The organism is Brevundimonas bacteroides DSM 4726, assembly GCF_000701445.1.
GTDB lineage: Bacteria > Pseudomonadota > Alphaproteobacteria > Caulobacterales > Caulobacteraceae > Brevundimonas > Brevundimonas bacteroides.
On record NZ_JNIX01000010.1, the window covers coordinates 293330 to 315283 of the forward strand.

Consider the following 21954-nt stretch of genomic DNA (forward strand, 5'->3'; position numbering starts at 1 on the left):
CCCTGACCGGCCACCTTCTCCCGCAAGGGGAGAAAGGACACGTAAGCATTGACGCTGAACGTCCGTTCAGTCCCCATGCGGCCCTCGCTCAAAGGGGGCCCCATGCATCGTCTCGCCTACGCCGGTCTCGTCGCCGCGCTTCTCTGTTCGACCGCGCCTGCGGCCTTCGCCCAGTCCGCGACCGAGGCCGCCCGGCCCGCCACCCACGCCGAGCTCGCCGCCCTACTGACCGACTACGAGGCCTATCTGAAGGCCCGCGACCCGATCAGCGCCGGACAGGAAGGCGACATCGCCGCCAAGGGCCGACTGCCCGACATCTCGCGAGAGGCCGAACTGGCCCGCCAACCGGTGCTGGAGGCCTTCCGCGCCCGCGCCCAGGCGATTCCGACAGACGGCCTGTCATCCGACGACCGCCTGAACCGCGACTTCCTGATTCACGATCTGGACCGGTCGATCGAGGTGATCCGCTACGATTCCGGCCGCCTCGCCTTCGATTCCGAAGGTGGCCCCGGCCAATCCGCCAGCTACATTGCCTCGGTGACGCGGATCACGAACGCGGCGGAGGCCCAGGCCTGGCTGTCGCGACTCGCCGCCTTCGCGGGCTACTACGACGCTGCCCTCGCAAACGCCCGCCGCGGGCTGGAGACCGGCTTCACCCAGCCGACGTCCGTGGTCGAGAGCTTCCTGGTGTCGCTCCGCAATGAGGTCGCCTTCACCCAGGAGACCGACCCCCTCCTGAAGCCGACGGAGACCCGGCCCTCAGCGATTTCCGAGAGCGACTGGGAGCTGATCCGGGTCGCGGCCTGGGCCATCGTGAACGGCGAAATCGCGCAGCGCCGCCAGGAATGGCTCCGCTTCATCGAGACTGAATACCTCCCCGCCGCCCGACCAGAGGTGGGCATCGGCAGCCGCCCCGGCGGGCGCGACTTCTACGCCTTCGAAGCGCGGCGCTACACCACCACCGACCTGACGCCGGACCAGATCCACCAGATCGGTCTGGATGAAGTCGCCCGCATCCGCGCCCGCATGGACACGGAGATGCGCGCGGCCGGCTGGACCGGCGACTTCGCCGGTTTCCTGAACCACCTGCGCACCGAACCCCGCTTCTATGCGACGTCGCGCGAGGAGCTGCTGGAGAAGGCGTCGGAAATGTCCAAGCGGGCCGACGGTGGCCTGCCGGCCCTGTTCCGCACCCTGCCGCGCCTGACCTACAACGTCCGTCCCGTACCCGAGGCCATCGAGGCGACCTACACCACCGGCCGCTACAACGGCGGCTCGCTCGCCGACGGGGTGCCGGGCGGCTACATCGTCAACACCGGGCGGCTTGACCAGCGGCCGCTGTATGAGCTGCCCGCCCTGACGCTGCACGAGGCCGTGCCCGGCCATCACCTCCAGATCGCGCTGCAGCAGGAGGCCGAGCAGGGCCCCTACTTCCGCCGCACCGTCGACGTCACCGCCTTCACCGAGGGCTGGGGCCTGTACGCCGAGTTCCTGGGCGAGGAGATGGGCTTCTATCGCACGCCGGAGGAACGCTTCGGCCGCCTGTCGTATGAGATGTGGCGGGCGTGCCGTCTGGTCGCCGACACCGGCATGCACTGGATGGGCTGGACGGTCGGCGAGGCGCGTCGCTGCTTCGCCGAGAACTCGGCGCTGGCTCCGCACAACATCGAGACCGAGCTGCAACGCTATGTCGGCTGGCCGGGGCAGGCGCTCGCTTACAAGATCGGCGAAATCCGCCTGCGCGCCATTCGCACCCGGGCGGAACAGGCGCTGGGCGAGCGGTTCAACGTGCGCGACTTCCACGACGCACTGCTGGTCGACGGGCCGCTGCCGCTGGATTTGCTGGACCAGCGCATGGACGCGTGGATCGCGGCTCAGCCCTGAGCCGGGGCCGCCGGCAACTCAACACCCGCCAGCTTCCAGCCGAACGGCCCGTCGCGCTTGAGCAGAAGCTTCAGCGTCCCATCCGGCCGCTCCGGATCGGTCAGGCCCAGCACGAAGGTGTTGAGGTCGCGATAGGCGTAGCTCTTGCGGATCTCGCCGTCCTCGGATGCAGGCTCTGACGGCGTGACCGCGTCCGCCGGATCGGGGGCTTCGGCCGTCTCGACCATGGCCGAAATGGCCTCCGGCGTGACCAGCATATCCACGGCCCCGTCGATCACCATCGGTCCGAACAGCATTCCCAGGCCAGCCAGGGCGCTGTCGTCCGTTCGCTCGTCCTGCCGCATCTCGGCCATCAGGCGGCCGGTCAACTGCTCCTTCAGGCTCTCTCGGAATGCCGGAAAATCCACCAGCCGCTCCAGCGCCGCCTCGTCGCCGGTCTCCGCCGCGCGCACCAGGGCCCGCACCGTTAGGACCGGCATGGCCAGATAGGCGACGGCCACCGCTATGGCCGACATGATCAAGAGCCCGCGAACCCAGCCCTTCATTTCTTGGCTCCCGCCGCCGGAGCCTGAACCGGCGCGGCCGGGGTTGGCCCATCCGGCAGTCCGATGTGCACCAGCTTCCATTCGAAGGGCCCGCGCCGCTCGAAGGTGAAGATCGTCTCCGACCCGCCTTCATCGGTCACGGCCAGCCGCGCCAGGTTGATCCCCCAGTACTTCGGACCGGGCAGGGGCGCGGGTTCGGCGTCTTCGGGCATGGTCGCCGCCGACTGCACGATGGCGTAGCGCCCCTGTCCCCGCATCAGGCCATCCAGCGCATCGGGCGTCAGGAAGGCGTCAGGGTCCGGGCCCGCCGGGGCGGCCGCCACCTCGAACTGGCGGCGCACGGCTCCGATCGGGTCTTCCATGAACGACGGCGCAGGCGTCAGGGTCTCCGCCCGACCCGACAGCTGCGGCCGCAGTGACTGGCGCACCGCGCCGTAGTCGATCAGCCTTTGCAGGCTCGCCACATCGTCGGCCTGCGCCGCCGAGCGGATGCCGAAAAACGCCACAGCCGGGGCCACGAAGAAGCTGACGACCGCCACGACGAGGCCGAACAGCAGCAGGTTGCCGATGATCCGTTTCACGCGGTGGTCTCCCCTCCTCCGGTGCAGTCCGCATCAATGCACGGACCGGAGCAGGGCTCAAACGAAACCCCGCCGGGGAGGCTCCGGCGGGGTCCAAAAGTTTCGATCGTCGTTCGATCAGCCGACGTTCGGCAGTTCCTTCCTCAGGTTCTCCGCCACCTTGTCGAGGAAGCCCTCCGTCGACAGCCAGCCCTGCTGATCGCCGACCAGCAGGGCCAGGTCCTTGGTCATGTGGCCCGCCTCGACGGTCTCGACCACCACCCGCTCCAGGGTGTCGGCGAAGGTGTCCAGCTCGGCGTTGCCGTCCAGCTTGGCGCGGTGCTTGAAGCCGCGCGTCCAGGCGAAGATCGAGGCGATGGAGTTGGTCGAGGTGGCCTCGCCCTTCTGATGCTGGCGATAGTGGCGGGTCACGGTGCCGTGCGCGGCCTCGGTCTCCAGCACCTTGCCGTCCGGCGTCATCAGGACCGAGGTCATCAGGCCCAGCGAGCCGAACCCTTGCGCCACCACGTCGGACTGCACGTCGCCGTCGTAGTTCTTGCACGCCCAGACGAAGCCGCCGGACCACTTGATGGCCGCGGCCACCATGTCGTCGATCAGGCGGTGCTCATAGGTCAGGCCCTTGGCCTTGAACTCGGCGGCGTATTCGGCGTCGAACACCTCCTGGAAGATGTCCTTGAAGCGGCCGTCATAGGCTTTCAGGATCGTGTTCTTCGTCGACAGATAGACCGGATAGCCGCGCGCCAGCCCATAGCCGAACGAGGCGCGCGCGAAGTCGCGGATCGAGTCGTCCAGATTGTACATGCCCATGGCGACGCCCGCCGACGGCGACTTGAACACCTCGTGCTCGATCACCTGGCCGTCGTCGCCGACGAACTTGATCGACAGAGTGCCGGCGCCCGGCATCAGGAAGTCGGTGGCCTTGTACTGGTCCCCGAAGGCATGACGGCCGACGACGATCGGCTGGGTCCAGCCGGGCACGAGGCGCGGCACGTTCCGGCAAATGATCGGCTCGCGGAAGACCACGCCGCCCAGGATGTTGCGGATGGTGCCGTTCGGCGACTTCCACATCTTCTTGAGGCCGAACTCCTTCACCCGCGCCTCGTCCGGGGTGATGGTGGCGCACTTCACGCCGACGCCGTGCTTCTGGATGGCGTGGGCCGCGTCGATCGTCACCTGGTCGTCGGTGGCGTCGCGGTGCTCCATGCCCAGGTCGTAGTAGTCGAGCTCCAGGTCCAGGAACGGGAAGACCAGCTTGTCCTTGATCATCTGCCAGATGATCCGGGTCATCTCGTCGCCGTCGATGTCCACGATGGGGTTGGCGACCTTGATCTTGGCCATGCGGCTCTCGTCCTGTGCAGCGGTTCTCGGGAAGTGGCGGCGGGTATAGCGACCGGGGGCGCGCGAGGCAAAGGGTCGCGGCGGCTGTGTTAACCGTGCCCGGAAAAAGCCGCCGCCGGTCACGCTGAACCGATCGCTGTCTGGGTCATTCTTCCGCGTGGAACGGGCTTTCGAGACCAGAAACGAGCGGGAATGGATGAGGACATGGAGGCGCTGGTCCAGCGCTGGATCATCGCCTTTTGCGAGATGCCGCCGCTGCTGGACGCGGAACTGATGCGGCGCGTGCTCGCTCAGTCCGAGACGCAGCAGCAGGAGCGGTGACGATGGCGGAGAAGACCTTCAAGGCCGGCGACAAGGTCAAGTGGGACCACAGCCAGGGCACGACCGAAGGCAAGGTGGTGAGGAAGCTTACCCGCCCGACGACGATCAAGACCCACAAGGTCGCGGCGTCCAAGGACAATCCCGAGTATCTGGTGAAGAGCGCCAAGACCGGAGCCGAGGCGGCGCACAAACCCTCGGAGCTGCGGAGGGCTTGACCGAGGCCGACGTTCTGGTGGTCGGGGCCGGTCCGGCCGGCCTGACCGCCGCGACCTATCTGGCGCGTTTTCACCGCTCGGTGCTGGTCGCCGACGGCGGCGATCCGCGCGCCAGCTGGATCCCGGTCAGCCACAACATGCCGGGCTTTCCCGCCGGCATCACGGGCGACGCCATCCTGGCCCGCATGCGCGAACAGGCCGAGGAGTATGGCGCGACGATAGAGCCTGGACGGGTGACGGAGCTTCTCCAACAGCGCTCACAGTTCACGGCGCGACTGTCAGACGCTGAGGTCACAGCCCGCGCCGTGCTGCTCGCCACCGGGGTCGTCGACCACCACCCGCCCCTGCCCGGCGTCGAGCGCGCCATCGAGCGGGCTCTGGTCCGCATCTGCCCGATCTGCGACGGCTATGAGGCGACCGACAAGGCCGTCGCCATTCTGGGCGACAGCGACATGGGCGCGCGGGAGGCCGCCTTCCTGCGCACCTACTCCGACCGCGTGACCCTGATCCACACAGGACCGCCAGACGCCTTGACAGAGCGCGCGGCGCTGGCCGACCTGGGCGTGGACGTGGTCGAGACGCCGATCGAAACCGTGCGGCTGGAGGGCGACCGCGTCACCGCCTTCTGCTGGAACGGCCAGGACCGCGCATTCGACCTGATCTATTCCGCGCTCGGCACGACACCGAACGCGGCGCTGGCCCGATCCCTCGGCGCCCGCCTCGCCGAGGACGGCCGGCTGGAGGTCGACCTGCGCCAGCGCACCAGCGTCCCCGGCCTGTGGGCCGCCGGGGACGTCGTGAGAGGCCTGAACCAGATCGCCGTGGCGACGGCCGAGGCCGCCGTGGCCTCCACCGACATCCACAACGCGCTCCGCCGCGCGGATGGGCTGACGCTCTAGAGCTTGGAGCCGCCCGCCGCCTCGATGATCTCGCCCGAGACCCAGGCGCCGTCAGGGCCGGCCAGGAAGGCCACGACCGAGGCGATGTCGGTCGGTTGTCCTACCCGCTTCAGGGCCTGGATGGCGAAGGCGTTCTGGGCGCCCTCTTCGGACTTCAGCCAGGCGCTCATGTCGGTCTCGATGGCCCCGGGCGCCACGGCGTTGACGGTGATCCCGCGCGCGCCCAGCTCGGCCGCCCAGTGCTTGGTCAGGGTGTTCACCGCCCCCTTGGTCGCCGAATAGGCCGGGATGCCCGCGAAATAGGTCCGCGCCACGATCGAGGAGAGATTGATGATCCGACCGTTTTCCTTCAGGCGCGGCAGGGCGTGCTGGGCCACGAAGAACAGGCCCTTCACATTGGTGTCGAACAGGTCGTCGAACGTCGCCTCCGAAGTCTCGGCAAAGCCGTCGTAGGACGCCAGGCCGGCGTTGTTGACCAGAATGTCGAGGCCCGACAGGCCACGTCCGGCCAGCTCCGCGTCGACCGCCGCGAACAGGGCCGAGATGCCGTCGACCTTGCGCACATCACCCTGAACGGCGAACGCCTTGCCGCCTTTCGCCTCGATGCCCGAGACCACCTCGCGCGCCGCGTCGGCGCTGTTTCCATAGTGGACGGCGACCGTCGCCCCGTCGGCGGCCAGCCGCTCGGCGATGGCGCGCCCGATGCCGCGCGAGGCGCCGGTGACCAGCGCGACCTTGTTCGAAATCTGGCCCATGGCCTGATGCTCCTTGACGCCGGATCAGCCCGGCGAGGACCCAGATGGGCGCTCACTCCAACATTTCAAGAATATTGGATCATTGAAATGAGGCCGGTCAGGTCACACATTCCCGTGATGCCACCCCTGACCCATCCAACGGTGGAGAGCCTGAGCCTCGAGCGCGTGCTTCACGCGCTGGGCGACACCGCGCGGCTGACCATGTTCCGCACCATCGCGGCGACCGACGGCATCGCCTGCGGCGAGGTCTGCGCCGCCCAGCCCCGCTCGACGCTCAGCCACAACACGCGCGTCCTGCGCGAGGCCGGGCTGATCCGGTCGGAGCGGCGCGGCAAGTCGCTGATCAACTATCCGCGCACCGAGGACATCGAGGCGCGCTTCCCCGGCCTGCTCGACGTGATCCTGAAGCGCTAGGCGAAGGCTGCCCGCACCCGGCGTTCCAGCACCGTCAAAGGCATGCGCCCGCCGTCCAGAACGGCCGAATGGAACCGTTTCAGGTCGAAGCCCGGCCTCGCCCGCATCTCCTCGCGCAGGGCCGTGATGGCGATCTCGCCCATCTTGTAGGAGCAGGCCTGGCCCGGCGCGGAGCAGTAGCGGTCGATCTCCGGCTCGTTCGGATCGCCGACGTTCTCGGCCATGTAGCGGACGGCCTGTTCGCGGCTCCATCCCTTGGAGTGCAGCCCGGTGTCGACCACCAGCCGGCACGCCCGGAACAGGAAGCTCTCCAGATAGCCGATCCTGCCGAACGGATCGTCCGCATAGAGCCCCAGCTCGTCGGCCAGCCGCTCGGCATACAGCCCCCACCCCTCGCCATAGGCGCTGAAGCCTACCGTCTTGCGATACAGCGGCAGGTCGCCGGACTGGAGCGCCAGAGCGCCCTCGAACAGATGCCCCGGCGCCGCCTCGTGATACGTCAGGGTCTTCAGCGTCCAGCGCGGCCAGTCGGCCGTGTCCTTCAGGTTGATGAAGTAGATGCCGGGCCGTGTGCCATCCAGGCTGCCGCCCTGGGCGTAGCCGCCGGGCGCGCCGGCCTCGATCGCGGGCGGGATGCGCTGGACCAGGAATTCGCTGGTCGGCACACGCGCGAAGACCTCGGGCATGCGGTCGCGGATCCGGTTCATCTCGACGTTGACGTAGGCCAGCAGTTCGGCCCGGCCCGCGTCGGTGTTCGGCCAGACGAAGCGCGGCTCGACCCGCAGCGCCGCCATCCGCTCGGCCACCGACCCCTGGCTGTAGCCCTCGGCCTTCAGCAGGGCGTCCGCCTCGGCCTGGATCTCGGCGACCTGCTCCAGCCCCAGCCGGTGGATCTCGTCGGCCGAAGACGCCGTGGTCGTATAGGCCTTCAGATTGAGCGCGTAGTAGGCCGGGCCATCCGGCAAACGGCCGATCCCCGCATCGTGGGTGGCAACTGCCCGCTGGCGACGCATTTCCTCGATCTGCCGGTCCAGCGCCTGACGCACCGGCCCGTCGACCAGGGCGGCGGCGCGGGCCGCATGATCGCCCGTCAGCCCCGCCTCGCCCATGCGGCGCGCCAGACTGCGCACCATCGCCTGCTCAGCACCTGCCTGATCGCGCAGCGCCGTCAGCTGCTGGATCGTCTTGTCGAGGATGAAGTCGGGCGCAATCACGCCGAGGCCCGCATGATGACGGCTGCGTTCCGTGTCGCCGTCCAGAGCCGCCGGAAACTGGCTCAGCCGCTCGATGAAGGCGTCGGCGTCCTCCGCCGTCTTCACCGGATGGGTGGTGTCCAGGAAGCTCGGGACGGTGACGTAGGAGCCGTTGATCTGGCTGACGACATAGGGCGTGCGCCGCCAGCTGTCCGCCGTGTGCCAGTCGAAACCCGCGGCGTCGGCCGCCACCTCGCGCTGGAACCCCAGGATATCGTAGCTCAGCCGCCCCTCGGCCGAGAGCGCCGCGGCGTCGATGGTCAGCAGCTCGGCCAGGCGCAGGCGGGCCCGCGTCCGGTCGACCTCATTGCCCGCCAGGGACCGGTCATCCAGCCGCGCCCGCTGACCGGCGCGCTCGCCGACATCCAGCCCGAGCGACGTCGCCCCCTGCGGCCCCTTGTCGAGGTCCTCCTCGAACTGGCGCGACAGCAGGGCGTCCAGCCGGACGTCCTCAGTCACCTGGGCGGCGGCGACCTGCGGCAGGGCGGAGAGGCCCACCCCGGCGGCGGCCGAGGCGAGCAGGCGACGGCGATCGATCATGACTGCTTCTCCGTCCAGATCAGGCGGCCTGCGCCGCCGTCCATTCCGTCATGACCCGTTCCAGCACGGTCAGCGGCACCCCGCCGGTGTTCATGCCCGCGTCGTGGAAGGCCCTGATGTCGAAGCGGTCGCCCAGAGCCCGCTGCGCATTGGCCCGCAGTTCGACCCACTTGATGTGGCCCAGCTTGTAGGAGCAGGCCTGGCCCGGCCAGACGCAGTAGCGTTCGATCTCGGTCGTCACCGCGCTCTCGGCATCGCCCAGCGCATCGACCATGAAGCGGATGGCCTCCTCGCGGCTCCAGCGCTTGGCGTGCATGCCGCTGTCGACCACCAGCCGAGTCGCCCGGAACATCAGCGACTGCAAATAGCCGATCCGGCCGACCGGATCGTTCTCATAGACCCCCATCTCGTCGGCCAGCTGCTCGGCATACAGCGCCCAGCCCTCCGAATAGGCCGAGAAGCCCAGCACCTTCATCAGGAGCGGCACGTTCTGCCGCTCCTGCGCCAGGGCGATCTGGTGGTGATGGCCCGGCGCCGCCTCGTGATAGGTCAGGGTCGGCAGCTGGAACTTCGGCCACTCCGCCGTGTCCCTCAAGTTGATGTAGTAGGCGCCCGGCCGCGACCCATCCAGCGCCGGCGCGTTGTAGTAGCCGCCCGGAGCGCCCGCCTCGATCGCCACCGGCACGCGCCGGATCTCCACGCCCGACTGCGGGATGCGTCCGAAGTACTCCGGCAGGCGGCGCGCCATGTCGGCCATCTGGGCGTTGAGGTCCGCCAGCAGCTGCTCCTTGGCCTCGTCCGTGTTCGGATAGAGGTATTGCGGGTCGTCGCCCAGCGCGGCGATGCGCGCCCCCACCGACCCCTGCGTCAGGCCCTGCGCGCGCAGCAGGACGTCGGCGCGCGCCGACAGCTCGGCCAGTTGCTGCAGCCCGATCTCGTGGATCTCGTCGCCCGACAGGTTGGTCGTGGTGTAGCTCTGGATGCCATAGCGGTAGAAGGCCTCGCCGTCGGGCAGACGCCACACGCCCGCGTCATGCGTCGCTCCGGCCTGCACGGCGCGCAGCGCCTCTGCCTGGCGGTTCAGCGCGGGGAAGACCGCGTCGTTGACGATGGCCTCGGCGCGGCTGCCCCATTCGCCCGGGATCGACTTCTCGCCCGTGCGCCGGACCACCGACTGGACCAGCGTCGTGCCCGAGGCCCCGTTGGCCATCAGATTCTGCATCTGCGTCAGCGTCTTGGCGATGACGAAGTCGGGCGGCACGGCCCCGGCCGCGAAGTCCAGCCCCATCCGCTCGGTTTCCTGATCCAGCGCCGTGGCGAAGGCCGCGACCCGGCTCAGATAGGCCTCGGCGTCTTCCGCAGTGTCGATCGAGTGGACGCTGTCGAGGAAGTCCGGGATGGACTGATACGATCCCGTCAGCTGGCTGACCGTATAGGGCGAAGGTCCGAACCCGCCGCCGCCATAGGGGAACTGGTAGCCACTGACCGCCGTGTCGCCGAAATACTCCAGCGAATCGTACCAGACGGCCTCCTCGGCGGTCAGTCCGGCGCGATCCACGGCCTTGAGCTCGGTCATGTGACCCCGGAAGGTCTCGCGGTCTGCCAGCACCTTGACCTGCGACCGGTCATCCAGCCGCGCCTTCATGGCCGCGTTCGGTCCGCGATCGAAACCGAGCTGGGTCAAAAGCTCGGGCGACGTCATCAGGGTCTCGGAGACGATCTTGTCCATCACCGCCCGCAGCTGGGCCCCGGCTCCCGACTGCATGGGAGCGGCGATGGCCTGGCCGGCTGCGGCAAGCCCCGCGCCTGCGGCGGCGGTCAAAAGAAGGCGGCGGCGGTCGATCATGGCGGGTCTCCGAAAACAGGTTGGCCGCATTGGCCATCAAGTCCGGGAGCGGAGCAAGGCCCGTTCGAAAAACGGTCAGCCCTGGCCCGCCAGCAGAGCCTTCATCGGCACGGATGCATCCGCCAGCCGCGTCGGATCAACCGCGATCTGCCGCCCGATCAGCTGGCGCCCACCCATGAACTCCGGCGCGGCGTTGACCGCCTCGACCGCCCGCACCACCCCGTCCTTCAGATGGAACAGGGCGAAGCTGTCCGCCGCCCCGTCGCCGCGCTCCACGAGCGTGTCGCAGTCCCAGGCCAGCCCCGCGATCTGCAGCTTCAGCTCATACTGGTCCGACCAGAACCACGGCACCTCGTCGGCCGGGCGCGGGCGACCGCAGATGGCCGAGGCCGCCTGCTTCGCCTGCTCCAGGGCGCTCGGCACGCTCTCCAGCCGCGCGCTCCGGCCATAGAGCGGCAACGGCCGATGCGTCATGTCGCCCACGGCGAAGATCGCCGGGTCGCTCGTGCGCGCGTCCAGATCGACCACCACACCGTCCGCGCACTCCAGCCCCGCCGCCTGCGCCAACTCCGTGTCCGCATACGCCCCGATCCCGACCAGAACCGTGTCCGCCGCGATCAGCCGCCCGTCCGCCAGCCGCACGCCATTCGGCTCGATGGCCGTCACCTCGGCCGACAGCTCAAACGACACGCCGCGCGCCTCGTGGCGGCTCTGGAAGTAGTCCGACAGCACCGGCCCGGCGACCCGCGCCAGCACCCGCGCCTCGCGTTCCACGATCACGGCCTCGGCCCCTAGCGCCCGCGCCGAGGCCGCCGCCTCCAGCCCGACATAGCCCCCGCCGATCACCGCCAGCCGCCGCCCCGGCCCCAGCCGATGCTTCAGCCACTCGGCGTCGGCCGCGCTCCTCAGCACGCCGACATGGTCCGCGTCCGCGCCGGGCACCGGCAGCCGCCGCGCCCGCGCTCCGGTCGCCAGCACCAGATTGTCGTAGGGAAGGCTGGACCCGTCCGACAGCGTCACGGTCCGCGCCGCCCGGTCGATGGCCTCGACCCGCGTCGACAGGCGCAGATCGACCTGGCCTTCCGCATACCAGCTCTCGGGCCGCAGCATCAGGCTCTCGGCGTCCGCCTCGCCCTTCAGCCAGGCCTTGGATAGGGGCGGCCGCTGATACGGCGCGATCGGCTCCTCGCCGATCAGGACGATCGAGCCTTCGAACCCATACTGGCGCAGCATCGCCGCGACGGTTCCGCCGGCGTGCCCGGCCCCCGCGATGACGACCCGTTCCTTGCTCATGTCTGTCTCCAGCCTGGCACGCCGCTTGGCCGTCAGTCAGACGCTCTGTCAACCGCACCATGGCCTCTTGTGAACCGGTGACAGGCCTACGACCGCTTTTGTCGCAACGATCACCTACCATCATCCAGACCGATGGCCCGACAATCCGGAGGGGGGTTTGAATGCACTGCGAGGACGACGTGGACTGTCGAGACTCCATGGACTCCATACACTCCATGTACGCCTTGCACGCCTTGCACTCTGTGGACGGGATTTCGCGACCTCTCGCTCGTCTTCCCCCCGCGCCGGTCGAAGCCTAAGAAGCCGCCCATGAACGCCCATGTCGCCCCGCCGCTCGGATCCCTCGCCCTGACCCAGGATTGGGACGCGCTGGATCACGGCAAGTTCGCCGACGAACCGACGGTGGTCCGCGGGCTGCTGGCTTCCATGCCGCTGGACCCTGCCGCCCGCCCCGCCGTCGTCGCCGAGGCCGTCAAACTGGTCGAGCACGCCCGCCGCAGCCAGAAGAAGCAGGGCGTGGTCGAGAGCTTCCTGCAGGAGTTCTCGCTGGGCACGCGCGAGGGCCTGGCCCTCATGTGCCTGGCCGAGGCCCTGCTGCGCACCCCCGACGAGGAGACGCGCGATCGGCTGATCGCGGAGAAGATCGGGTCCGCCGACTGGGCCAGCCACCTCGGCCAGTCCGACAGCCTGTTCGTCAACGCCTCCACCTGGGGCCTGATGCTGACGGGCAAGCTGGTCGACGCCGACGATCAGGCCAAGTCCGACCTGCCGGGCTTCCTCAAGCGCATCGCCGGCCGCCTGGGCGAGCCCGTCATCCGTCAGGCCGTGGCCACGGCGGTCAAGATCATGGGCGAGCAGTTCGTGGTCGGCCGCACCATCGAGGCGGCGCTGAAGCGCGCCGACCGCGAGGGCTGGCTCTGCTCCTTCGACATGCTGGGCGAGGGCGCCCGCACCGACGCCGACGCCGTCCGCTACGAACGCATCTACGCCGACGCCATCACGGCGGTGGGCAAGACGGCCAGGGGTCAGGGCCCCGAGAGCGGCCACGGCGTCTCGGTCAAGCTGTCGGCCCTGTCGCCCCGCTATGAGGCGACGCAGGAAGCCCGCGTCTGGGCCGAGCTCTATCCGCGCGTCCTGCGGCTGGCGAAGATCGCGGCCGACGCCGACATCAACTTCACCATGGACGCGGAGGAAGCCGACCGGCTGGCCCTTTCGCTTAAGCTGCTGGACCGCCTCGCCCATGAGCCCAGTCTGGGCGACTGGAAGGGCCTCGGCCTAGCCGTTCAGGCCTATCAGAAGCGTGGCCCCGAGGTCATCGGCCGCGTCGCCGAACTGGCCCGGACGTCCGGCCGCCGCCTGATGGTCCGGCTGGTGAAGGGCGCCTACTGGGACACCGAGATCAAACGCGCCCAGGTGTTCGGTCGCACCGACTATCCCGTCTTCACGACCAAGGCGGCGACGGACCTGAACTACCTCGTCTGCGCCCGCGCCATGATCGAGGCCGCCCCGCACCTCTATTCCCAGTTCGCCACCCACAACGCCCATTCGCTGGCCGCCGTCCACCGCATGGCCCGCGACAAGGGGGTGAAAATCGAGTTCCAGCGCCTGCACGGCATGGGCGAGGCGCTTTACGACGCGGCCTTCGAGACGTTCGGCGCCGTGACGGTCCGCGCCTATGCGCCCGTCGGCGGGCATGAGGATCTGCTCCCCTATCTGGTCCGCCGCCTGCTGGAGAACGGCGCCAACTCTTCATTCGTCCATGCCCTGCTGGACGAGCGGGTGCCAGCCTCCGCCGTCGCCGCCGACCCCATCGCTAGCGTCGAGGCCCACCCCGACCGCCACGCCAAGATCCCCACGCCCAAGGACATGTACATGGATCGCCAGAACTCGCTCGGCCGCGACTACTCCCAACGCGCCGACCGCGAGCGCCACGCGGCCGCCCTGGCCAAGGTCGATGCCGAGAAGCTCACCTCCGGCCCCCTGATCGGCGGCAAGCTGCTGGCCGGAACGAACCCGCAGGCCGTGACCAACCCGTTCGACACGACCCAGGTGCTGGGCCACGTCTCCGAAGCCACCGAGGCCGACCTCGACGCCGCAGTGAACGCCGCCGCCCGCGCCCAGGTGGCGTGGGATCGTAAAGGCGGTTCCGGTCGCGCGCCCGTCCTGCGCGCCATGGCCGATGCGCTGGAGGCGGACCTGGATCGCCTCGTCGCGCTCCTGAGCCGCGAGGCGGGCAAGACGCTGAACGACGGAGTGGCCGAGGTGCGTGAGGCCGCGGACTTCTGCCGCTACTACGCCATGCTGGCCGAGCGCGACTTCGGAGGACCCCAGCCGCTGAAGGGCCCGGTGGGCGAGATCAACCAGTTGGTCCTGCACGGCCGGGGCGTCTTCGCCTGCATCTCGCCGTGGAACTTCCCGCTCGCCATCTTCACCGGCCAGATCGCAGCGGCGCTGGCCGCAGGCAACGCTGTGCTGGCCAAGCCCGCCGAACAGACGCCCCTGATCGCGGCGGAGGCCGTGCGCCTATACATCAAGGCCGGTCTCGATCCGGATCTGCTGGCGCTGGTCCCCGGTCGTGGCGAGACGGTCGGGGCCAAGCTCGTCTCTCACCCCGGCATCGACGGCGTCGCCTTCACCGGCGGCACGGATACGGCGACGGCCATCAACCGCTCGCTGGCCAATCGCCCCGGCCCGATCATCCCCTTCATCGCCGAGACGGGCGGGCTGAACGGCATGTTCGTGGACACCACGGCGCTCAAGGAACAGGTGATCGACGACGTCATCCTGTCGGCCTTCGGATCGTCGGGTCAGCGGTGCTCGGCCTTGCGCCTGCTCTACGTCCCTCACGACGCCGCCGACGCCCTGATCGAGGGCTTGAAGGGGGCGCTGGCGGCCCAAGTCGTCGGCGATCCGTCCGACCCCTCCACCGACATCGGCCCGGTCATCGACGCCGACGCCAAGGCCATGCTGGAGGCCCACCTCAAGCGCCTGGAAGGCGACGCGAAGATAATCGCCCGCGCCGCCCTGCCCGCCGGCGCCGAGAAGGGCCACCTCTTCGCCCCGACCATCGCCGAGGTGCCGACTCCCGACTATCTTGAACGCGAGGTCTTCGGCCCCATCCTCCACGTCTGCCGCTACGAGCCGTCGAAACTGAAGGAGACGGCGGCGAAGCTGGCCGCCCGCGGCTATGGCCTGACGCTGGGCGTCCACTCCCGCATCGAGGCCTTCGCCGAGGAGGTGGCGCGCCTGGTCCCCGCCGGCAACGTCTACATCAACCGCTCGATCATCGGCGCGGTGGTCGGCGTCCAGCCCTTCGGCGGCGAGGGCCTGTCGGGCACCGGCCCCAAGGCGGGCGGTCCCTACAGCCTGATCCGCTATGCGTCGGAAAAGGCCATCTCGAACAACATCTCCGCCCAGGGCGGCGACCCCGCCCTGCTCAACCTCTGACCCCGCCCGCGCAGGAGGCCCCAGGGCCGTCGTGACCGACCTCCGCGACATCCTGCGCGCCAGGGCCGCCGAGCTCGGCTTCGACGTCTGCCGCTTCGCCTCGGCGGCGGAGCCCTGGTCCGCGGGCGAGCGCCTGCGCCATTTCGTCGAGGCCGGTCGCCACGGCGAGATGGGCTGGATGGAGACCACCCTGGATCGCCGCAGCCATCCCACGGCCATGTGGGACGAGGCGCGCACCGCTGTCGTGCTCGGCATGAATTATGGCCCGCCCGCCGACCCCCTTGCCGAACTGGAGGATCGCTCGGCGGGCTACATCTCGGTCTATGCCCGGGGCGACGACTATCACGAGGTCATCAAGGGTCGGCTGAAGACTCTGGCGGGGCAGCTCGCCGCGCGCCTCGGTGCCGAGGTCAAGGTCTTCGTCGACACCGCCCCCCTGATGGAAAAGCCGCTGGCCCAGCGCGCCGGCGTCGGCTGGCAGGGCAAGCACACCAATCTGCTCAGCCGCGAGCACGGCAACTGGCTGTTCCTCGGCGTCATCCTGACCGCCGCCGAGATCGAGCCCGATCCGCCGGAAACGGAACACTGCGGCACCTGCACGGCCTGTCTGGACGCCTGCCCGACGGCAGCTTTCCCCGCGCCGTTCCAGCTGGATGCGCGGCGGTGCCTCTCCTACCTGACCATCGAGCACGCCGGACCTTGGCCGGTCGAGTTCCGCCTGGCGGCAGGCTCGCGCATCTACGGCTGCGACGACTGCCTGGCCGTCTGCCCCTGGAACAAGTTCGCTGATGCGGCACGCGAGGCGCGGCTCACGGCCCGAGAGGCCCTGGTGTCGCCGCTGCTGGCCGACCTCGCAGCGCTGGATGACGCCGCCTTCCGCGCCCTGTTCTCGAAGAGCCCGATCAAGCGCATCGGCCGCGACCGCTTCCTCCGCAACGTCCTCTACGCCATGGGCAACAGCGGAGATCCGGACCTGGTCGAAAGCGCCCGCGTCTTGCTGAACGACCCGTCGCCCCTGGTACGCGGCGCAGCCGTTTGGGCGCTGTCCCGGCTGCTGTCCCCGGCGGACTTCGACGCCTTGCGAAGCCGGTCAATCGCGGGAGAGTCCGACCTCTCGGTCTCCGAAGAGTGGAGGTCCGTCGCCTAGCCCGCCGCCAGGCCCACGCCGCGTCCGCCGCCCGGCACTGGGGCGACATCCAGAAGCTTGATCCGGAACACCAGCACCGAGTTCGGCGGAATGTCCGTCCCCTGCCCCTGTTCGCCATAACCGAGCGCTGGCGGAACATAGAGAATCCACTCGTCGCCGACCTTCATGCGTTGCAGGGCCTCGGTCCAGCCAGGCACGACCTGCTCGGCGGTGGTCACATAAGGTTGGCCCCGCGAGAAGGAGCTGTCGAACACCGTGCCGTCGGTCAGCGAGCCTTCATAATCGACCCGGACCAGGTCGTTCCGATCCGGGCTGACCGCGCCGGACGGACCCGATTGGACGACCTTGTATTGCAGGCCGCTCTCGGTCGTCTGCACGCCCTCTTCCTTGGCGTTCGACTCCAGGAAGAACGCCGCCGCCCGGGCATTGGCCTCGGCGTCGACACCCGTATCGCCTGCCCCGCAGGCTGTAAGACCCAGGGTCGCCGCGACCGCGACACTAGCCCATCCGAAGCGCATAGCCCTTGTCCCTCAAAGCCTGTCCGATCTCGTCGGCGTGGGCGCTATCGCGCGTTTCGACCATGATGTCGAACTCCGCCCCCTTGGCCGGTACGTCCAGCGCCAGGCGGTTGTGCACCACGTCGATGATGTTGCCGCCGACGTCGCCGATGACCGCTGCCATGGCCGACAGGATGCCCGGCCGATCGTCGGACAGGATGCGATAGACGATCAATCTCCGTTCCCGGACCATCTCGCGGTTCAGCACCACCGCCAGCATGCGCGCGTCGATGTTGCCACCGCACAGGACGATGCCGACCTTTCTGCCCCGGAACCGCTCCGGATAGCGCAGCAGAGCCGCGAGACCTCCGGCCCCTGCACCCTCAGCCACCGTCTTTTCCAGGGTGGCGAAGAAGGCCACGGCCTTTTCGAAGTCCGGCTCGTCACAGACCATCACGTCGTCGACCAGCGGGTCGGCCAGGGCGAACGGGATATCGCCGACGGCCTTGATGGCGATGCCCTCGGCGATGGTGGCCCCGCCGCATTTCGGCGTCTCGCCTCTGCGCTTCGCGGTGAAGGACGGATACATGGCCGCCTCGACGCCATAGATCTCGATGCCCGGCTTCATCGCCTTGGCGGCGATGGCGCAGCCCGCGATCAGGCCGCCGCCACCGATCGGGATGATGAGGGCATCGAGGTCGGGCGCATCCTCGAGGAACTCGATGGCGCAGACGCCCTGGCCGGTGACGATGCCCTCGTCATCGAAGGCGGAGATGAAGACGTAGCCCTTCTCGTCCCGGAGCCTGTGGGCCTCGGCGGTGGAGCCGGTGAAGTCGGCCCCCTCGATCACCACCGTCGCCCCATGGCTGCGCGTGCCGTCGATCTTGGTGAAGGGCGTGCCCTCGGGCATGACGATCGTCACGGGGATGCCCAGCCGACCGCCGTGATAGGCGAGAGCCTGGGCGTGATTACCAGCGCTGGCCGCCACCACGCCCCGCCTGCGCTCGTCCGGCGTCAGCGACAGAAGCCGGTTGAGGGCTCCCCGCTCCTTGAAGCTGCCGGTGAAGTGCAGGTTGTCGTACTTCACCCAAACTTCGGCACCCGTCAGTTGGGACAGACGGCGCGAGTGGCGCACGGGGGTACGGTCGACCTGACCCGCGATGCGCGCCTGTGCCGCCTGTATGTCCGAAAACACGACTGTCATGAGGGTCCTGTAGCCTTCCTCGCGGTCCGGTTCGCCTCGCGTCCGGCCGTCATCTGATCCGGCCTTGTGGCGCCCGCCACGACAGGTCGCAACCTTGACCTTGCGCCCGCGTTGGGCGTCATCTGGGCTCGCCCGTGAAGCGAACCATTCGAACCGTTCCAGAGAGCGCCATGTCCGTCCGCACCGCCCTTGTTTCCCTCGCCGCCGTCTCGGCCCTGGCCGCCTGCGCGCCCACGCCCGGTCCGGGGATGATCAGCGGCCCGGCCCCCTTCGTCGCATCGGATTTCGCTTGGTCGGCGCAGAGCGGATCGGCCTCCGTCGATGGCCGCGTCGCCTATCGCCTGGACGGCCAGGCCTTCGCCTGCACCGGCTCGGTCGCCCTGACGCCCGACACCCCCTACACCCGCCAGCGGTTCCAGACCCTCTATGGCTCGACCGACAGTGCCGCGGTGCCCGAGGCCGTGGTGCGGGCCCGGACGGTGGCCGATCCGAACGCCGACTATCGCTCCTACGTCCGCTCCACGACGTGCCGGGACGGCCGCTTCCGGTTCGAAGGTCTGCCCGACGGTGGCTGGTTCCTGATCGCCCCGGTCAGTGCAGGCGGCGATCGCACGGTGCTGATGCGCTACATCCGCACCCGCCAGGCCACAACCGCCGCAGTCACGCTTTAGATCCAATCCGCGGGCCGGTCCCGCATTCTGGAGGCTTCCCAAATGAAGGTTGTCGGCGCCGTTCTGATTGCGTCCACCCTTTTCGCGACGCCTGCGGCCGCCCAGCACTTGCGCGGCTACGACCCAGCGGCGCAAGGCTCCCGCACATGGTCCAGCCACGGCGGCGGCTTGGACTACAACGGCCAGGCGGATCGACCCGGCGACTATCGCTGCGACGCTTACTGGGATCGCGGCCGGGATGACTGCGATGCCTCCTGGAGAGATCAGCGGCCGTTCGTGCGCCACCGCAGCTCCGGCCATGGCTACCGGTCCTACGGGCGCAGCGGTCACCATCGTTCTGGCGGATACGTCTATCAGCCCTACAATCAGGGAACCCAGTACTGGGGTGCCTATGGTCGTCCCGATCAGGTCTATCCCGGCAGCGGCTACGCCAGTCAGGTCGGCCATCCCGGCAGGGGCTGGCGCGATCCGAACCGCACGGCCTGGTGCGCGGCGACCTATCGGACTTACGATCCGGTCAGCGGCTACTACCGCGCCTATTCTGGTCGGCTGGTGTTCTGCGGCTAGACCAGACCAGCGTTTATCCGATCACGGATTCGCGCCTGAACGCCGTTCGCCATCTTTCGGCCCCGCCCGCCCTGCTTGTCGGCGCGTCCATTCGGACGGCCAGTCTCAGGGAGCGCGTTCATGTCCCAGCACAACATCGTCGGTTCGGAAGCCTTCAACCGCACGCCGCCGCTCGTGATCCGCAAGGTGCGGACCGGTGGCATGCGCCGCCGCAAGGCCCGCGCCGTGTTGATCTTCGCTGCCGGCGCGGGTGTCACAGCGCTGGGCGGACTGGTCACCCTGGCCGCCATGATGACGCCGGGCCTGACCGGCTGACCGGTCAGGCCGAGCGTTCGAAGATCGTCTCGAACCCGCCCCAGATCATCCGCTTGCCGTCGAACGGCATGTCGAGATTCTGCATGTCCGGGTCGGTCTCCATCGCCTTCCAGGCGGCGTCGGCCGTCGCCTTGTCCGGCCAGACCAGCCAGGCGAGCACCACGGCCTCGCCCTGTTCCTTCTTCACGGCGCGGTTGAAGTCGGTGGTGTGACCATCGGGGATGTCGACGCCCCAGGTCTCATGATGGTGAAGGCAGCCATTCTTCTTGAAGAAGGGCCAGCAGGCTTCGGCCGAGCGCAAATAGCGATCCCGATCTTCCGCCTTAACCGGGGTCAGAAAGCCGGTCACATAGGTCATGGTCGATCCTCCCAAGGGCGACCGTGGAGGAAGGTCGGAGCCGCCGCAAGACCGTTTCGGCCATCAGGGCGTCAGCGCGAGATGCGCAGGTTCTCGATGGCCCCGGCGATCCGGTCGAAGGCCGCGCCGATGCCGGACGCGCTGTTGACCGGGAAGTAGTGATCGGCGCTGGACGCGCAGCGACGCATCAGGGTCTGGGCCTGGGTATCGACCTGCACGGCCACCGTGTACACCTGTATGCCGCTGGCCTTCATGTTGCCGCACAGGTCCTCGTTGCCGTCGCTCGGATGATCCATCCGGTTGTCCATCCGGGTGCGCCGGGTGGCGTCGTTGCCCGAGGTGATCCCCAGCCGGTTCTGCCAGATGTAGCCGAGTCCGTTGTATGAACTGTCGTTCGGGCTGGTGTTGTCCGTCATGACGTTCTCGCCGTCCGTCATGATGATGATGATCTTCTGCAGCCGCTCGGAGTTGTACGGGCGGCCATCGCCGAAAGGCGCGTTGGGCGACAGGGTATGCCAGCCCCACATGGCACCCAGCGGCACGTTGGTGTTGCCGCTCGCGATCATGGCGTTCACCGCTGTCCGCAGGGCATCGTAGTCGTCCGTAAGGCGGATGATAGGCTGGAGATCGCAGCCCTTGTTGGGACCGAACCCGGTGTTCAGCCCCGGGGTGTTGACGTACTTGGCGGTGTTGCGCACGCGCGCAAACCATTCATCGGCGCGCTTTTGCGCCACGTTGGGACTTGTCCAAGGATTGGTCGCGGTCGACCCGGGGCGACCGTCGTCGCGGTAGTTGTTGCCCTCATACTGCCAGCCCGTCCAGGTCGAGTGATTGGGGTAGTCGTTGCGGTCCGGCTCGTCCGGGGCAAAGAAGGGCACGAACATCGAGTTCTGATCGCCGACCGACGGCGCGGTGTCGCGGATGTCGAATGGTTGGGGCCGAGCCTCCACGCACCCTCCCCAGGTCGTGCCCAGGTTCTGGAACAGGGTGAAGCGGCCAATTGCGGTGCTGAACATGCTGTATTGGTTCGTCGAGGCGTTCCAGGCGCCGCCGCCCGTGTGGGTCGTCGCATTGGACATCCAGCTCGGCGGCGTGTTCGTGCCGCCCTGATGCACCCGGACGGTCATGGAAAACGGCACCAGCGAAATCTTGATGGCGTCGGTCTCGATGGAGCGACCGTCGGCGGCTTCAAGCCGATTGATCAGGTCGATGGCGGCCGCCTTGGTGTTGGTCAGCTTCTGACCGGCCATGGAGCCGGTGTTGTCGAGCACAAGCGCGACCTCGATCCGGTTGTTGGACCGCAAAACCTCCGAGCGCGCCCGCACCGGCAGGCGATCATCAAGGACCGCTCCGTACGGCGGCAGCACGATATCGGCCACCAGGGTGTCGACGCTGACGCGGGTATCCGCTTCCACCGCGCCTGTATCCGGGTTGAGACGGAAGCTCGTCTGGCCCTCCAGAAGTTCGATGTCCGAGAACGGGGCGAGATTGGCCCGCAGCGAGTTCAGCCCGACCTCGGTGATGTCGTCGTCCTCGGTGAACTGGGAGCGCGCGGCGGCCAGGGTCGCAGCATCCAGGGCATCCTGGAGATTCATCTTCACGGTCGAAGCGCGACTGATGTCGACCCCGCCCAGGGTGACCATGATCAGCACCGGCAGCACCAGGGCGAAGATGACGGCGACATTGCCGGCCTTGTCGCGGCCCGCACGGCCGAACAACAGCGCGGCGCGCTCGGTGCCCCGGCGGATCAGTTCGACTACGGTCATGGCGGCCCTCATGGTCCTCCCTGGCAAGCTTCACAGAGCTCGCAGGCGACTGGAGTATCAGGACGCAGTTAAGGGAACCGACAGCGGCAAAGGTTAAC

Annotated in this window: 21 protein-coding genes; 10 read left to right on the plus strand and 11 right to left on the minus strand. The window is 68.6% G+C overall.

Going from position 1 to position 21954, the window contains the following annotated elements; translation table 11 throughout:
- Window positions 1–102 precede the first annotated feature (102 nt).
- The gene (locus Q333_RS0111000; RefSeq protein WP_029416949.1) at window positions 103–1884 is read left to right on the plus strand and encodes a DUF885 domain-containing protein; all 1782 of its coding nucleotides are present in this window, start codon (window positions 103–105) and stop codon (window positions 1882–1884) included.
- Here Q333_RS0111000 and Q333_RS0111005 read toward each other — a convergent pair.
- The 3 genes from Q333_RS0111005 to Q333_RS0111015 form a co-directional block, all read right to left on the minus strand.
- Entirely contained in the window at window positions 1875–2429 is a 555-nt protein-coding gene (locus Q333_RS0111005; protein ID WP_029416951.1) for a DUF2939 domain-containing protein, read from the minus strand. The two genes, Q333_RS0111000 and Q333_RS0111005, sit on opposite strands and share 10 nt — an antisense overlap.
- Entirely contained in the window at window positions 2426–3010 is a 585-nt protein-coding gene (locus Q333_RS0111010; protein WP_029416953.1) for a DUF2939 domain-containing protein, read from the minus strand. The genes Q333_RS0111005 and Q333_RS0111010 overlap by 4 nt, the downstream gene beginning before the upstream one ends.
- A gap of 117 nt (window positions 3011–3127) precedes the next feature.
- Complete coding sequence (locus tag Q333_RS0111015; protein WP_029416955.1) at window positions 3128–4348, minus strand: NADP-dependent isocitrate dehydrogenase; 1221 nt, start codon at window positions 4346–4348, stop codon at window positions 3128–3130.
- 192 nt (window positions 4349–4540) lie between these two features.
- On the opposite strand from Q333_RS0111015, the gene Q333_RS17985 reads away from it, so the two are divergent.
- From Q333_RS17985 to Q333_RS0111030, 3 genes are read left to right on the plus strand one after another with little or no spacing between them, the layout of a single operon-like run.
- Window positions 4541–4669, plus strand: a complete 129-nt coding sequence (locus Q333_RS17985; RefSeq protein ID WP_281173720.1) for a hypothetical protein — start codon at window positions 4541–4543, stop codon at window positions 4667–4669.
- Between the two features lie 2 nt (window positions 4670–4671).
- Window positions 4672–4884 carry a hypervirulence associated TUDOR domain-containing protein gene (locus Q333_RS0111025; RefSeq protein ID WP_029416956.1) on the plus strand — a complete coding sequence of 71 codons (213 nt, stop codon included), beginning with the start codon at window positions 4672–4674 and terminating at the stop codon, window positions 4882–4884.
- Window positions 4881–5783, plus strand: a complete 903-nt coding sequence (locus Q333_RS0111030) for an NAD(P)/FAD-dependent oxidoreductase (RefSeq protein WP_029416957.1) — start codon at window positions 4881–4883, stop codon at window positions 5781–5783. The genes Q333_RS0111025 and Q333_RS0111030 overlap by 4 nt, the downstream gene beginning before the upstream one ends.
- Here the strand turns inward: Q333_RS0111030 and Q333_RS0111035 are convergent.
- Window positions 5780–6538, minus strand: a complete 759-nt coding sequence (locus Q333_RS0111035; protein WP_029416958.1) for an SDR family oxidoreductase — start codon at window positions 6536–6538, stop codon at window positions 5780–5782. The genes Q333_RS0111030 and Q333_RS0111035 overlap by 4 nt on opposite strands.
- A 114-nt stretch (window positions 6539–6652) precedes the next feature.
- On the opposite strand from Q333_RS0111035, the gene Q333_RS0111040 reads away from it, so the two are divergent.
- Window positions 6653–6952, plus strand: a complete 300-nt coding sequence (locus tag Q333_RS0111040) for an ArsR/SmtB family transcription factor (RefSeq protein ID WP_211249708.1) — start codon at window positions 6653–6655, stop codon at window positions 6950–6952.
- Here the strand turns inward: Q333_RS0111040 and Q333_RS0111045 are convergent.
- From Q333_RS0111045 to Q333_RS0111055, 3 genes are all read right to left on the minus strand, one after another.
- Complete coding sequence (locus Q333_RS0111045; RefSeq protein ID WP_029416960.1) at window positions 6949–8745, minus strand: DUF885 domain-containing protein; 1797 nt, start codon at window positions 8743–8745, stop codon at window positions 6949–6951. The genes Q333_RS0111040 and Q333_RS0111045 overlap by 4 nt on opposite strands.
- Window positions 8746–8764: 19 nt before the next feature.
- A complete protein-coding gene (locus Q333_RS0111050) occupies window positions 8765–10591 on the minus strand; it encodes a DUF885 domain-containing protein (protein WP_029416961.1) in 1827 nt (608 codons plus the stop codon).
- A gap of 75 nt (window positions 10592–10666) precedes the next feature.
- On the minus strand, window positions 10667–11884 hold the full coding sequence (locus tag Q333_RS0111055; protein ID WP_029416962.1) for an NAD(P)/FAD-dependent oxidoreductase: 1218 nt from the start codon (window positions 11882–11884) through the stop codon (window positions 10667–10669).
- 309 nt (window positions 11885–12193) lie between these two features.
- Between Q333_RS0111055 and putA the strand changes: the two genes are divergently transcribed.
- Together putA and queG are read left to right on the plus strand one after the other, a co-directional pair.
- Window positions 12194–15331 (plus strand): bifunctional proline dehydrogenase/L-glutamate gamma-semialdehyde dehydrogenase PutA, encoded by a 3138-nt coding sequence (gene putA / locus Q333_RS0111065; protein ID WP_051651270.1) that lies wholly within the window; start codon window positions 12194–12196, stop codon window positions 15329–15331.
- Between the two features lie 31 nt (window positions 15332–15362).
- The gene (queG, locus tag Q333_RS0111070; RefSeq protein WP_029416966.1) at window positions 15363–16478 is read left to right on the plus strand and encodes a tRNA epoxyqueuosine(34) reductase QueG; all 1116 of its coding nucleotides are present in this window, start codon (window positions 15363–15365) and stop codon (window positions 16476–16478) included.
- On the opposite strand, the gene Q333_RS0111075 is transcribed toward queG, so the two are convergent.
- Complete coding sequence (locus Q333_RS0111075) at window positions 16475–16996, minus strand: FKBP-type peptidyl-prolyl cis-trans isomerase (RefSeq protein ID WP_029416967.1); 522 nt, start codon at window positions 16994–16996, stop codon at window positions 16475–16477. The two genes, queG and Q333_RS0111075, sit on opposite strands and share 4 nt — an antisense overlap.
- Window positions 16977–18179, minus strand: a complete 1203-nt coding sequence (locus Q333_RS0111080) for a threonine ammonia-lyase (RefSeq protein ID WP_029416969.1) — start codon at window positions 18177–18179, stop codon at window positions 16977–16979. Before Q333_RS0111080 ends, Q333_RS0111075 begins: the two co-directional genes overlap by 20 nt.
- Before the next feature lie 170 nt (window positions 18180–18349).
- On the opposite strand from Q333_RS0111080, the gene Q333_RS0111085 reads away from it, so the two are divergent.
- The 3 genes from Q333_RS0111085 (at window position 18350) to Q333_RS0111095 (ending at window position 19732) form a co-directional block, all read left to right on the plus strand.
- Window positions 18350–18850: a hypothetical protein gene (locus tag Q333_RS0111085; protein ID WP_029416971.1), complete on the plus strand. Its 501-nt coding sequence runs from the start codon at window positions 18350–18352 to the stop codon at window positions 18848–18850.
- 42 nt (window positions 18851–18892) lie between these two features.
- Window positions 18893–19417 (plus strand): BA14K family protein, encoded by a 525-nt coding sequence (locus Q333_RS0111090; protein WP_029416972.1) that lies wholly within the window; start codon window positions 18893–18895, stop codon window positions 19415–19417.
- A 120-nt stretch (window positions 19418–19537) separates the two neighbouring features.
- Entirely contained in the window at window positions 19538–19732 is a 195-nt protein-coding gene (locus Q333_RS0111095) for a hypothetical protein (RefSeq protein ID WP_029416974.1), read from the plus strand.
- A gap of 4 nt (window positions 19733–19736) precedes the next feature.
- Here the strand turns inward: Q333_RS0111095 and Q333_RS0111100 are convergent, their stop codons facing one another.
- Together Q333_RS0111100 and Q333_RS0111105 are read right to left on the minus strand one after the other, a co-directional pair.
- Complete coding sequence (locus Q333_RS0111100; RefSeq protein WP_029416975.1) at window positions 19737–20090, minus strand: DUF1428 domain-containing protein; 354 nt, start codon at window positions 20088–20090, stop codon at window positions 19737–19739.
- A 71-nt stretch (window positions 20091–20161) separates the two neighbouring features.
- Window positions 20162–21856, minus strand: a complete 1695-nt coding sequence (locus Q333_RS0111105) for a TadE/TadG family type IV pilus assembly protein (RefSeq protein WP_051651272.1) — start codon at window positions 21854–21856, stop codon at window positions 20162–20164.
- Between the last annotated feature and the right edge of the window lie 98 nt (window positions 21857–21954).

What these genes read in the sequence shown, in the direction of transcription:
- putA (WP_051651270.1), top strand. Translation starts at nt 12,194, where the DNA reads ATGAACGCCCATGTCGCCCCGCCGCTCGGATCCCTCGCCCTGACCCAG.
- Q333_RS0111025 (WP_029416956.1), top strand. Translation starts at nt 4,672, where the DNA reads ATGGCGGAGAAGACCTTCAAGGCCGGCGACAAGGTCAAGTGGGACCAC.
- Q333_RS0111080 (WP_029416969.1), bottom strand. Translation starts at nt 18,179, where the DNA reads ATGACAGTCGTGTTTTCGGACATACAGGCGGCACAGGCGCGCATCGCG.
- Q333_RS0111045 (WP_029416960.1), bottom strand. Translation starts at nt 8,745, where the DNA reads ATGATCGATCGCCGTCGCCTGCTCGCCTCGGCCGCCGCCGGGGTGGGC.
- Q333_RS0111035 (WP_029416958.1), bottom strand. Translation starts at nt 6,538, where the DNA reads ATGGGCCAGATTTCGAACAAGGTCGCGCTGGTCACCGGCGCCTCGCGC.
- Q333_RS0111085 (WP_029416971.1), top strand. Translation starts at nt 18,350, where the DNA reads ATGTCCGTCCGCACCGCCCTTGTTTCCCTCGCCGCCGTCTCGGCCCTG.
- Q333_RS0111075 (WP_029416967.1), bottom strand. Translation starts at nt 16,996, where the DNA reads ATGCGCTTCGGATGGGCTAGTGTCGCGGTCGCGGCGACCCTGGGTCTT.
- Q333_RS0111100 (WP_029416975.1), bottom strand. Translation starts at nt 20,090, where the DNA reads ATGACCTATGTGACCGGCTTTCTGACCCCGGTTAAGGCGGAAGATCGG.
- Q333_RS17985 (WP_281173720.1), top strand. Translation starts at nt 4,541, where the DNA reads ATGGATGAGGACATGGAGGCGCTGGTCCAGCGCTGGATCATCGCCTTT.
- Q333_RS0111005 (WP_029416951.1), bottom strand. Translation starts at nt 2,429, where the DNA reads ATGAAGGGCTGGGTTCGCGGGCTCTTGATCATGTCGGCCATAGCGGTG.
- Q333_RS0111095 (WP_029416974.1), top strand. Translation starts at nt 19,538, where the DNA reads ATGTCCCAGCACAACATCGTCGGTTCGGAAGCCTTCAACCGCACGCCG.
- Q333_RS0111090 (WP_029416972.1), top strand. Translation starts at nt 18,893, where the DNA reads ATGAAGGTTGTCGGCGCCGTTCTGATTGCGTCCACCCTTTTCGCGACG.
- Q333_RS0111015 (WP_029416955.1), bottom strand. Translation starts at nt 4,348, where the DNA reads ATGGCCAAGATCAAGGTCGCCAACCCCATCGTGGACATCGACGGCGAC.
- Q333_RS0111000 (WP_029416949.1), top strand. Translation starts at nt 103, where the DNA reads ATGCATCGTCTCGCCTACGCCGGTCTCGTCGCCGCGCTTCTCTGTTCG.
- Q333_RS0111105 (WP_051651272.1), bottom strand. Translation starts at nt 21,856, where the DNA reads ATGACCGTAGTCGAACTGATCCGCCGGGGCACCGAGCGCGCCGCGCTG.
- Q333_RS0111055 (WP_029416962.1), bottom strand. Translation starts at nt 11,884, where the DNA reads ATGAGCAAGGAACGGGTCGTCATCGCGGGGGCCGGGCACGCCGGCGGA.
- Q333_RS0111050 (WP_029416961.1), bottom strand. Translation starts at nt 10,591, where the DNA reads ATGATCGACCGCCGCCGCCTTCTTTTGACCGCCGCCGCAGGCGCGGGG.